Annotated in this window: 13 protein-coding genes; all 13 read right to left on the reverse strand. The window is 54.7% G+C overall.

The annotated features are described in order from the left end of the window. Positions 1-265 (reverse strand): transposase (locus BLV11_RS11600; protein WP_139173232.1); only part of this gene is annotated, 265 nt, incomplete at its 3' end. A gap of 198 nt (positions 266-463) precedes the next feature. Further along, positions 464-1,840, reverse strand: coding sequence for a tyrosine-type recombinase/integrase (locus BLV11_RS11605; RefSeq protein WP_091814148.1), 1,377 nt, complete (start codon positions 1,838-1,840; stop codon positions 464-466). 281 nt (positions 1,841-2,121) lie between these two features. Beyond that, a complete protein-coding gene (locus tag BLV11_RS18225; protein WP_139173233.1) occupies positions 2,122-2,313 on the reverse strand; it encodes a hypothetical protein in 192 nt (63 codons plus the stop codon). 9 nt (positions 2,314-2,322) lie between these two features. Further along, positions 2,323-2,760: a hypothetical protein gene (locus tag BLV11_RS11610; protein WP_091814152.1), complete on the reverse strand. Its 438-nt coding sequence runs from the start codon at positions 2,758-2,760 to the stop codon at positions 2,323-2,325. A 180-nt stretch (positions 2,761-2,940) separates the two neighbouring features. Next, positions 2,941-4,320 (reverse strand): sodium:proton antiporter NhaD, encoded by a 1,380-nt coding sequence (nhaD, locus tag BLV11_RS11615; RefSeq protein WP_091814155.1) that lies wholly within the window; start codon positions 4,318-4,320, stop codon positions 2,941-2,943. A gap of 215 nt (positions 4,321-4,535) precedes the next feature. Beyond that, positions 4,536-4,901 carry a MerR family transcriptional regulator gene (locus tag BLV11_RS11620; protein ID WP_091814159.1) on the reverse strand — a complete coding sequence of 122 codons (366 nt, stop codon included), beginning with the start codon at positions 4,899-4,901 and terminating at the stop codon, positions 4,536-4,538. After that, the gene (gene ihfA / locus BLV11_RS11625) at positions 4,882-5,184 is read right to left on the reverse strand and encodes an integration host factor subunit alpha (protein ID WP_007151838.1); all 303 of its coding nucleotides are present in this window, start codon (positions 5,182-5,184) and stop codon (positions 4,882-4,884) included. Before ihfA ends, BLV11_RS11620 begins: the two co-directional genes overlap by 20 nt. Positions 5,185-5,188: 4 nt before the next feature. Next, positions 5,189-7,561 (reverse strand): phenylalanine--tRNA ligase subunit beta, encoded by a 2,373-nt coding sequence (gene pheT / locus BLV11_RS11630; RefSeq protein ID WP_091814162.1) that lies wholly within the window; start codon positions 7,559-7,561, stop codon positions 5,189-5,191. Positions 7,562-7,621: 60 nt separating this feature from the next. Beyond that, positions 7,622-8,620 (reverse strand): phenylalanine--tRNA ligase subunit alpha, encoded by a 999-nt coding sequence (gene pheS, locus BLV11_RS11635; RefSeq protein ID WP_091814165.1) that lies wholly within the window; start codon positions 8,618-8,620, stop codon positions 7,622-7,624. A gap of 198 nt (positions 8,621-8,818) precedes the next feature. Continuing rightward, complete coding sequence (rplT, locus tag BLV11_RS11640) at positions 8,819-9,172, reverse strand: 50S ribosomal protein L20 (RefSeq protein WP_091814168.1); 354 nt, start codon at positions 9,170-9,172, stop codon at positions 8,819-8,821. Between the two features lie 32 nt (positions 9,173-9,204). Continuing rightward, positions 9,205-9,396 carry a 50S ribosomal protein L35 gene (gene rpmI, locus BLV11_RS11645; RefSeq protein WP_091814171.1) on the reverse strand — a complete coding sequence of 64 codons (192 nt, stop codon included), beginning with the start codon at positions 9,394-9,396 and terminating at the stop codon, positions 9,205-9,207. Positions 9,397-9,491: 95 nt separating this feature from the next. Beyond that, a complete protein-coding gene (gene infC, locus BLV11_RS11650) occupies positions 9,492-10,031 on the reverse strand; it encodes a translation initiation factor IF-3 (protein ID WP_091814175.1) in 540 nt (179 codons plus the stop codon). A 15-nt stretch (positions 10,032-10,046) separates the two neighbouring features. Beyond that, complete coding sequence (thrS, locus tag BLV11_RS11655; protein WP_091814179.1) at positions 10,047-11,960, reverse strand: threonine--tRNA ligase; 1,914 nt, start codon at positions 11,958-11,960, stop codon at positions 10,047-10,049. Between the last annotated feature and the right edge of the window lie 142 nt (positions 11,961-12,102).

Below are 12,102 nucleotides of genomic sequence, written 5' to 3' on the forward strand. Positions count from 1 at the left end.
ACACTGCCGCTTCGCGCAAAAAATCACGCTCCTTCTTCACACGGGCCAGTTCTCGCTTGAGACGGGCAACCTCCTCGTCTCTGGGAGAGCCAGAGCCTTTGAAGGCCTTGTCCGTCTCCTCATCCGCTTCTCTGCGCCAACGGGTCAGTAGGTTGGGATTGATGCCGATCTCCAAAGCTATTTGTCGACAACTCACACCGGGTTGGCGGGTCAAAGCAATGGCTTCGCGTTTGAACTCTGGGCTATATTTTCTGCGTCTGGACATGAACACTCCTTTGGCACATTGTGCCTCTTTTCAGAAGTGTCCGCAGTAACGGGGTAGAACCCATAGGCTTGTAGCTGATTAGGAATACGACACCAAATATTTCTTTCCTCTTTCTTTTGGGACCTCAACAACTCTTGAACGTCGATACCACCATCCCGCTCAAGATCCGCTAGAGACGTCATCAAAACTGCACTAACCTTACGCGTCACTTTCAACCTCCTGAGAGCCCATTGTCGAACCAGCCTTGTGAAGCTTAGCAAGGTGAGAGCCAAGCGTATCCCATGCTTCTTTCTTTTCGGGACCATAGCTGTGCCGTTGATAGACCCGCTTCACTTTGTTCTCTTCTGTGTGATTCAGGCAACGCTCTGCTACCTCTGGCATGATTCCCAATGCTGTCATCAAAGTGGCTCCTGTCCGGCGAAGGTCATGGGGCGTCCACTTACCACCTGGTACAATCAATGTCTGTCCACGCGAACTCCTACCCTTATGCGGTTCACGTCCCTCTGGCAACTGTCTGTCGCCGATTTGCTTAGTGATCGTGCGCGGGCACACCGGACCGGTTAACTTCGAGTTTGGATAACACCACTCTGAGTCGCCAGTGTAGGACTTCAGGTCATGGAACCATCCAAGCGCAAATTCAGACAATGCAACTTCATGCGGTTTCCCGTTTTTACTGTTTTCAGCAGGGATTGTCCAAAGGGCACGAACAAAATCAATATCGAGCCACCTTGCCTTAACGAGCTCACCAATACGACAGCATGTAGCCAACATGATCCAGATGGCACTTGAGGTTGAAGGCAACATCTGAGCCGCAGGAACTTGCGTGGCAAGGGCCTTGATCTCCTCGCGACTCAAGACCCGGTCTCGCTCGACCTCTTTACCGCCAATCTTGGATTTCCTGATACTGGCTGTAGGGTCATGTTCAATGAGATCCCGATCAACAGCAAACCGAAACATCTGACGAATCAGGCTCAGGGTTAACTTGGCCAGCCGGGTTACCCCCCGATTGAGTTGGGAATCCACAATCTCAATTACGTTCCCCTTCTTCACATCTTCAACGGCAAGCTCACCAATCTTGGGGAGGACATCTTTTTCAAAGATCCTACGAACCTCAGCGCCGCCGTCCTTTCGGTTCTTTAGGTCAATGTCAGCCCAGTGCTCAAAGAGCTCTGATACTGTCTTACGGGCCGCCTGACGAGCTATCTCAGCCTCAGCAGCTTCCCGCTCGGCCTCCATCCGCGCCATCTCAGCCTCATGGGCAGCTTTGCGAGCGACCTCCTCTGCATCCAGGTGCTCTTTTAAATCTCGAACACCGCTCTGGTAAAGACGGGATAGCTCTCCGGCTTTTGTTCTGGCCTCACGCAGGGTCAAACCGTCCTTGCCAGACTGATCATAGTTTCCAATCGGAAGAAAGATTCGGTCGCCGTCAGAATTGGTGTAACGAAAATAGAACAGCCGGTCGCCGCTTTTCAGGATTCGAGCCATAAAACGCCCGCACCCTCTCGGAGCGTCCTCCGTTAGCCAAACTGATTTATCTGGCTTTGAGTTCATCTGCTTGTCTGTAATGGTCCCCATCGCACCCAATCCGTATTAACCTGAATTCTCGTCACCGTTTGGTCACCGTTTCTCGTTCGCTTAAACTGGATGCTATTGGATTTCCTTGGAAAGCGCAAAACAGAAAAGTCTTTGGTATCAATGGGTAGATGATTTTACTTGGTTTGGATTAGATTGGGCTGGATGACAATCAATCTTTATGGGGTGCAGGTGGTCGCAGGTTCAAATCCTGCCGTCCCGACCATATCCCAAAAGAAAGCCCGATACCGAAAGGTTCGGGCTTTCTTTTTTCTCCCCCTCAGTCACCGCAAACTGACGATCTTCAGAAGCATCAAACGAACGCTTTCTCTTGAGCGGACATCACCGCACGAAAACTCATCCACATGCAGCTCCTGCTCACAAAGCAGACGCCACAGACATTCACTGCTGAGCGTTACGGTAACGCTTTCGGCTCCGGCAAATTCCCTGGCCGGACCAGTTCTTTGCTGTCTCATCGCCGCACCTCAATGAATCACGTTGGCTTTTCTCTGATGAGCGCTTGAGCCCGCCAATGCCGGCCAGCTCATATAGTCGCTGAAAAAGCGCAGGCGTTTCGCCTGATCCCTTAATGTTGCGGCAAATTCCCTGGGAGCATCGTCGTTCAAGCGCTGCAATGCCAGCTCGATAACGGCGTCCGCCAACTCAGGATGAGCCAGCTTCTGGAGCACTTCGGCAAGACAGATTGCCGCCAGCACCATCTCAACGACCATGCCAGGCCGAGGCTCACGGAGGGAAGTTGAAGCGAGATCGAAAGCACAGCCGGCATAGCTGACAACCTGCGGCCAATTCTGACGATCGGAATGATTACCAGCCTCCGCCATCCAGTTAAACCAGAGATCCATTTTTTCGCTTTGGCCCAGGGCCGAAAGCTCGTTCAGGTGGGCATGACACAAAAACCGCATAGGCGACCTCACTATCCTTAATGATAATCATTATCATCTTAGCAGCAATTGAAGCCATCGCAAGAATTTTAGACAACACAGCAAACATTTCAGGGCGAATCACCCTGCCCTCATGCCGGGCGGACCATGCCAATATGGCCGCCCAACACCTCAAGAGAAAGCGTCGCAGTCAGAGCCCGTTCAGAATAGCTCTGCATTCAGCCATAGGTGGGTCAGTATTGAGGCCCCATAGCCAAGCACAATCACCGGCGTCCAACGCAGGTGCGTCATCATGGTGTAATACCCTCGGGCCTGCCCCATCAGCGCCACCCCTGCGGCAGAGCCGATGGACAGCATGGAACCACCTACACCCGCGGTTAGCGTCACCAGCAGCCATTGCCCATGAGACATCTCCGGCTCCATGGAGAGCACTGCAAACATCACTGGAATGTTATCAACAATGGCGGACAAAACCCCAACCGCCACGTTAGCCGCGGTCTGGTTCCAGTTGGTGTACAACAAGGTGGAGACCTCACTGAGATAGCCGATGTAGCCCAGGCCGCCCACACACAGCACGACACCATAGAAGAACAGCAACGTATCCCACTCCGCCCGGGCAATGGGGCTGAAGATGTCGAAGGGAATGGCATTATCCAGGCGGGCCAGCAGACGCTCATTCTGCTCCTTAGCAGCCCACGCTCGTTCCTTAGCGACATTACGCTCGAAACTGATGCGCAGGTAGTACCCAAAGACCTGCAGGTAACCCAGCCCCATCATCATCCCGACAACCGCTGGCAGGTGCAGGAAGTTGTGTCCCAGTACCGCCGTAGTAATCGTCAGCAGGAACAGCACCACCGTGCGGCGAGCGCCCCGCTTCATGATGACCTTTTCCGTTGCCTTTTCGGGCGGCTCATTGGGAATAAAGAAGTGCATAATGGCTGCTGGAACCAGGAAGTTCACCAACGAAGGCACGAACAGTGCAAAGAACTCGGTAAAGTCAACGACCCCCTTCTGCCAGACCATCAGTGTGGTTATATCGCCAAACGGCGAGAAAGCACCACCAGCATTCGCGGCCACCACGATATTGATACAGGCCATCCCGATAAAACGGGGACTGTTCTCGCCGACCTTCATGACCACAGCACACATCAGCAAGGCGGTCGTCAGGTTGTCGGCCACCGGCGATATCAGGAACGCCAGGATCCCGGTAATCCAGAACAGACCCGCGTAGCTGAACCCCTTGTTCACCAGCCAGGCCCGCAACGCATCGAATAACTGTCGCTCTTCCATCGCGTTGATGTAGGTCATGGCGACCAGCAGGAACAACAACAGCTCGGAATACTCCAGCAGGTTGTGCCCAAGCGCCTCGTTCGCACTTTCACTGTCACCATTGGCCGCAGCCAGGCCAGCTACCAGAAACCAGATGATGCCTGCGGCCAACAGAACCGGCTTGGACTTACGCATATGCAGCTTTTCTTCGAGCATCACAAAGGCATAGGCCAGAACAAAAATCGCGACGGCCAGGTAACCAATGGGATGGCTGGTCATGTTCAAGCCGCCAGCCCCGGCAGCATGGGCCATAGAAGCCCCTGCCAGTAGCAACAGGCTCAACGCCGAAAAGAGCGCCGCGTACACACGGCGATGTCTTGATTGATGATTCGAATTACTGGTTGGCATGCATGGAACCTCACCGGAAGCAGTAGGTAGTTGGAAGGGATAATGCTTGTTCAGGACGGGCGTGCCAGGCACAAAAAAGCCGAAGTCATGAGCTTCGGCTTTTTATTTCAGCACTGCCATCATTTGATGGGGGCACCCAGAACCTCCAGGACTTCTTCCAGCTCGGTGATCATCTGACGGATCAGCTGCTTGTACTGGGAGGTATCGTCTTTCACTTCATGACTGCTGAGCTTCTGCTTGGCGCCACCGATGGTGTAGCCCTGATCGTACAGCAAGCTTCGAATCTGACGAATGGTAATCACGTCGGAACGCTGGTAGTAACGGCGATTACCACGACGTTTGACCGGCGACAGCTGCGGAAACTCCTGCTCCCAGTACCGTAACACGTGCGCTTTTACCGCACACAGCTCGGCCACTTCACCTATGGTGAAATAGCGCTTGCCCGGGATGACGGGAAGTTCGTTGTTATGACTGGGTTCCAGCATACGCTTCTACTTTCTGCTTCAGTTTCTGGCCCGGGCGGAACGTCACAACACGACGTGCGCTGATCGGGATTTCTTCACCGGTCTTGGGGTTTCGTCCCGGCCGCTGCTTTTTGTCGCGCAGGTCAAAGTTGCCGAATCCCGACAATTTGACCTGTTCGTTGTGGCTGAGTGCGCCCCTGATCTCATCGAAAAAAGCTTCTACCATTTCCTTGGCTTCACGCTTGTTGAGACCTAATTCCTCATACAGGCGCTCTGCCATTTCCGCTTTCGTCAACGCTGCCATTCAATCAGCTCCTCAGTGTCGCCCCCAACTCTTCCTTCAGTGCGCCAATCACGCCGTCGAAGAGTCCGTGCACTTCATCTTCGTTGAGTGTTCGTTCCGGATGCTGCCAGAACAGGCTCAAAGCCAGGCTACGGTTGCCCTCACCCAGGCTTTCGCCCTCATAAACATCAAACGCACGCACCGACGTGAGATTCTCTCCCGCCGTATTCCTGACGACACGTTCTACATCCGCAAAAGCCGTCTCATTGCCGATAATAATAGCCAAATCCCGGCGAACTTCAGGGAATTTTGAAATTACTTTGAAATTAGGCACATAACCGGTAACGACTGGATTCAAGAATAGCTCAAACATCAGAATCGTGCCATTAAGTTCCAGTTTTTTCTGCACTTGCGGGTGCAATGCCCCAAGCCAGCCGACTGACTGGCCATCCAGCACCAGCTCGGCCGTCTGCCCCGGGTGCAGCGCCGGATGACTGCCACGACGGAACTCAACATTAACACCAAGCATCTGGAACAGCGCCTCAAGCTCGCCCTTAACGTCGAAGAAGTCGGCTTCGCGGCGACCGTTCAGCCAGTTTTCCGGCACCTGGGGCCCGGCAACTACGCCGCTTAGCATCGGACGCTGCTCAATCTCACCGTCCCGACGCACGAAACGCAGGCCAGTCTCAAACAGACGGACTCGCGGTTGCTGGCGATTCTGGTTGTAAGCCACCGTCTTCAACAAGCCGCTCCACAGGGTGGTGCGCATGACTGACAGGTCCGCTGAAATCGGGTTAGCCAGCTCGATGCCCTCTTCATCGGGAGAGACCAGGGCCTGTACCTTCGGGTCAACGAAGCTGTAGGTAATCGCTTCCTGGTAGCCGCGGGATACAAAGAAACTCTGTACCGCCGACAGCGGACGGGTCGCCTCGGGCGTCGCCGTCAGCCCCAGGGAGCCCATCGGCTCAGTGACTGGCAGATTGTTATAGCCAAAAATACGACCCACTTCCTCGATCAGGTCTTCCTCAATGGCCAGATCCGGTCGGAAGCTGGGCACACGCACCTGCCAGCCATTCTTTAGAAGCTTGTCGATGTGCAAACCCAGTCGCGAGAGAATCTCCTCAACAGTTGTGCGATCAATCTGCAGCCCCAACACATCGGCCAGACGCTGCTCACGCAGATCAATCAGCAACTCGTCCGGCATTTCGGCCTCGTTGACAACCTCAATAATTTCGCCGGGCTCGCCACCCACGATATCCATCAACAGCGCCGTTGCCCGCTCCATGGCATCCCGTGCCAGGTTATAGTCAACGCCCCGCTCAAAGCGGTGAGAGGCGTCGGTGTGCAGACCGAAAGCACGAGCTTTACCCGCCAGGGTAATGGCATCGAAATAAGCCGCTTCGAGGATCAGGCTACGGGTGTTCTCGCTGACGCCAGAGTGCTCACCGCCCATGATGCCCGCCATGGCGATCGCCTTCTCGTGATCGGCAATCACCAGCGTGCCCTCATCCAGAGTCACTTCCTGGCCATCCAGAAGTACCAGTTTTTCACCGGCCTCCGCCATCCGTACCACAATGCCACCCTTGATCTCCTCGCGATCAAACGCGTGCATCGGCTGGCCCTGCTCGAGCATGACGTAGTTGGTCACGTCCACCGCTGGGTCAATGGAACGGATGCCACTGCGGCGCAGCTTCTCCTGCATCCACAACGGCGTACCCACACTCAGATCGACGTTGCTCAGCACCCGCGCCAGGTAACGCGGACAGCCTTCCGGAGCGCGCACCTCAACCTCGACGCGCTCACTGGTTGTCGCAGCCACTGGCTCGATTTCCGGACCTTCAACCGGCTGACTGTTCAGAACCCCCACTTCCCGGGCAATACCACGAATGGACAGACAGTCGGAACGGTTCGGGGTCAGGTCTACGTCGATGGAAACGTCATCCAGCTTCAGGTAATCCCGCAGACTTTCGCCGGTAGGTGCATCTGCCGCGAGCTCCATCAGCCCCTCATGGCTATCAGACAGGCCCAGCTCCGATTCGGAACACAACATGCCAAACGAAGGCTGGCCGCGGAGTTTCGCTTTCTTGATCTTGAAGTCACCAGGCAACACCGCACCCACGACCGCAAATGGCACCTTGAGACCTTCACGCACATTGGGTGCGCCACACACGACCTGCACGACTTCTTCGCCACCGGCAACCTGGCACACCCGCAGCTTATCGGCATCCGGATGGGGAACTACGGCCACCACCTCGCCGACGATAACGCCGGTAAAACGCCCAGCCACCGGCTCAAAGCCATCGACTTCCAGACCCGCCATGGTGATCTGGTCCACCAGTGCCTGTGTATCGATTGCAGGATTGACCCATTCCCGTAGCCACTGTTCACTGAATTTCATGTTGTATGCCTTGTTCTGATGCCGGTTTGCGGTATTGACTCGATTCGATGGTGTTCGCTGTTAACGGAATTGACGCAGGAAACGCAGATCGTTCTCGAAGAACATCCGCAGATCGTTCACACCGTAACGCAGCATGGCCAGACGCTCTACGCCCAGACCAAACGCAAAGCCCCGATACTCTTCGGGATCAATGCCGCAGTGTTCAAATACCTTGGGATGGACCATGCCGCAGCCCATGACCTCCAGCCACTTGATGCTGCCATCCTCTTCCCGACCCCATTCAATGTCCACCTCAGCCGAAGGTTCAGTGAACGGGAAGTAGGACGGGCGGAAACGCACCGCAAGATCACGCTCGAAGAACACCCGGAGGAACTCCTCAACGGTGCTCTTGAGGTCAGCAAAGCTGACATTCTTTTCAACCAGCAAGCCCTCAACCTGATGGAACATCGGCGTGTGGGTCATATCAGAATCGCAGCGATACACCCGGCCCGGGCAGATCATCCGGAACGGCGGCTTGGAAGCCTCCATGGTACGGATCTGAACCGGCGACGTATGGGTACGCAGCAGGGTTCCGGGATTGAAGTAGAAGGTGTCATGCATGGCGCGGGCCGGATGGTGGCCCGGAATATTGAGCGCCTCGAAGTTGTGATAATCATCTTCGATTTCCGGCCCCTGCTCGACGCTGTAGCCTGCCCTGGCGAAGAACTGCTCAATGCGCTGCAGGGTGCGGGTGACCGGGTGCAACCCACCCAGGTCCTGACCACGGCCCGGCAGGGTCACATCAATGGATTCACTGGCCAGTTTCGCATCCATGGCCGCCTGCTCAAGAGCGTCCCGACGGGCATTGATTGCCTGCTGAACCTGAACCTTGGCTTCGTTGATCTTCTGTCCGGCCGCCGGGCGCTCCTCGGCAGACAACTTGCCGAGGGACTTCAGTTGCTGGGTAAGCACACCTTTTTTACCCAGGTAATCGACGCGGACCTGATCCAGTTCCTGCAGACCAGCGGCTTTATCGACCGCGGCCAGCCCGTCCTGAACAAGTTGCTCCAGGTTTTCCATTGACCCTGCTCCAAACCAGATATGGAATTGCTTGAAAGGCTTCTGAATACATCCTGCTGTGTTCGCTGGCGAACCGGGCATCGAGGATTCATTCAGAAGCCCTATAACAAAAATAGGGGAAGAGCGCGCCCTTCCCCTATCATCGGGCGCCTTGAACCAGCACCCTATCGATCAGCAATCGCTGAAAGAGCTAAGCGATCACAAAGACGCTTTGGCCTTCTCAACAACAGCAGCAAATGCCTGCTGTTCGTTCATGGCCAGATCGGCCAGAACCTTACGATCGATTTCAACGTTAGCCTTCTTCAGACCAGCGATCAGACGGCTGTAAGACAGACCATTGGCACGGGCGCCAGCATTGATACGGGCAATCCACAGTGCACGGAACTGACGCTTGCGGTTGCGACGGTCACGGTAAGCGTACTGACCCGCTTTGATAACCGCCTGCTTGGCAACACGGAACACACGGCTACGAGCACCGTAGTAACCTTTGGCCTGATTCAGAATCTTCTTGTGACGACGGCGTGCAACCACACCACGTTTTACGCGAGGCATATTCTATATCCTTCTGTTAAACCAGTGGGCGATTACTGCCCGATCATACGCTTGATGGAAGCCACATCGGCCTTGGCAATCAGCTTGGTACCACGGAGCTGACGCTTACGCTTGGGGCTCTTCTTGGTCAGAATATGACTGGTGAAGGACTGCTTATGCTTGAAGCCTTTGGCGGTTTTCTTAAACCGCTTGGCGGCCCCGCTTTTGGTTTTCATCTTGGACATTTTTTAAAACTCCGCATTCTATTTTGAAAACAACGCATGTGCTTCTGAAACGACAAATCCCCCGCGACTGCGGGGGATGAGTCACTGTTCCGGAATCACTTCTTCTTACGGGGCGCCACAACCATGGTCATCTGCCGGCCTTCCATTTTCGGCCGCATCTCTACCGTAGCCAGCTCTTCAATATCCGTCTCGATGCGGGACATGAGTTTCATACCAATTTCCTGGTGTGCCATCTCACGCCCACGGAAGCGAATAGTGATTTTGCCGCGGTCCCCGTTCTCAAGGAAACGTATCAGGTTGCGTAGTTTGACCTGATAATCCCCTTCTTCAGTTCCTGGACGGAACTTAAGCTCTTTGACCTGCGTCTGCTTCTGCTTTTTCTTGGCAGCCGCCTTGGCCTTTTTCTCTTCGAAGATCTTCTTGCCGTAGTCCATTATCTTACAGACAACGGGATCGGAATCCGTGACCTGAACCAGATCAAGAGAAGCTTCTTCCGCCCGTTTCAGAGCATCCTCGATGGATACAATACCGACCTGCTCGCCTTCGGCGTCGATCAGCCGGACTTCTGTTGCGTCAATGTTCTCATTGATAGGTGCGCGTGGTGCGCGGCCACCCCGATTCGTTCGCTGTTTAATAATAAGATCTCCGTCTTAGATTTTGCCTTTGCGTTCAACCGCTTCTTGCAGTAGCGATTCGAATGCTTCCAGCGTCATGGTTCCCAGGTCTTCCCCTTTGCGGGTTCTCACCGCAACGGCGCCGGCTTCCACTTCTTTGTCGCCAACGACGACCAGATAGGGAACCTTGTTTAAAGTATGCTCGCGGATTTTAAAGCCGATCTTCTCGTTTCTCAAGTCAGCATTAACCCTATAGCCCAAAGATTGCCATTTTTTAGCCAAATTCTGGCAATACTCGGCTTGGCTGTCGGTAATATTCAGTACCGAGACTTGGGTCGGAGCCAGCCAGGTCGGGAAAGCACCTTCGTATTCTTCGATCAGAATACCGATGAAACGCTCAAAGGAACCCAATACCGCCCGGTGCAGCATGACCGGCGTGCGACGCTCGGAATTATCGGCCACATACTGGGCGCCAAGACGTCCTGGCATGGAGAAGTCGACCTGAATGGTACCGCACTGCCAGACCCGGCCAATGCAATCCTTGAGCGAGAACTCGATCTTGGGCCCGTAGAATGCGCCTTCACCCGGCAGCAACTCCCAGTCTACACCTTCCCGGTTCAACGCTTCTTCCAATGCCGCCTCAGACTTGTCCCAGACTTCATCAGACCCCACCCGCTTCTCGGGACGGGTGGAGAGCTTGTACAAAATCTCGCTGAAGCCAAAGTCTTCATAGACTTCATGCAGCAGCGCGATAAAGCGGGACACTTCCGCCTGAATCGCATCTTCTTCACAGAAAATGTGGGCATCATCCTGAGTAAAGCCGCGAACACGCATGATTCCATGCAGCGCACCGGAAGCCTCGTTTCGATGGCAAGAGCCGAATTCAGCCAGCCGCAGCGGCAGATCCTTGTAGCTCTTCAGGCCCTGATTGAACACCTGAATGTGGCAGGGACAGTTCATCGGCTTGATGGCAAAATCGTGCTTCTCGGATTCGGTGGTGAACATGTCATCATGGAACTTGTCCCAGTGACCGGATTTCTCCCACAGGGTCCGTGACACCACCTGCGGTGTCTTGATCTCCTGGTAACCGTGGTTACGCAGCTTGTCGCGCATGTACTGCTCGATCTGCTGATACACGGTCCAGCCATCCGGGTGCCAGAACACCATGCCCGGCGCTTCTTCCTGCATGTGAAACAAATCAAGCTTCTTGCCGATCTTGCGGTGATCCCGCTTTTCGGCTTCTTCAAGACGATGCAGGTAAGCCTTCAGTTCTTTCTTGTTACCCCAGGCAGTACCATAAACCCGCTGTAACTGCTCGTTATTGGTATCACCACGCCAGTAGGCACCCGCCACTTTGGTCAGCTTGAAAGCCTTGAGTTTTCCGGTACTTGGGACGTGAGGGCCGCGACACAGATCAATGAAGTCGCCCTGGCGATAGAAGGACAGATCCTCGTCGCCCGGAATGTCCTCAATGATGCGAACCTTGTATTCCTCGCCCATGTCTTCAAACAGCTTTACCGCTTCGACACGGGACAGTACGGAACGGGTGACCGGAATATCCTGCTTGGCCAGTTCGCCCATGCGATTCTCGATGCGCGACAGATCTTCGTTGGTAAACGGGCGTTCAAACTTGAAGTCGTAGTAGAAGCCGTTGTCGACAACCGGCCCGATGGTTACCTGAGCCTCCGGAAACAGCTCCTTGACGGCCATGGCCAGCAAGTGCGCCGTGGAATGACGAATAATATCGACACCCTCTTCGTCGCGCTCGGTAATAATGGCCAGCTCAGCATCATCGGCAATCAGGTAACTCATATCGACCAGCTTGCCATTCACCCGCCCACCAAGGGCGGCCTTGGCCAGACCCGCACCGATATCGGCGGCAACGTCGTGAACGGTAACAGCTTGGGCAAAACTGCGATGACTGCCATCCGGCAAGGTAACTACAGGCATGTTTGACTCCAGTCAGTGGTGATCCCTACGAAAGACCACATGTAATCGGTGAGCGCGATACAGGACGCGGACCGCTTCGGGGCAAGGATTTTAACAGGGGAGCCGAGGGCATTAACAGAGGGGGTAGACCAATGATCACTGT

Origin of the sequence: Marinobacter mobilis, assembly GCF_900106945.1 — a bacterium.
GTDB classification, from domain to species: Bacteria; Pseudomonadota; Gammaproteobacteria; order Pseudomonadales; family Oleiphilaceae; genus Marinobacter; species Marinobacter mobilis.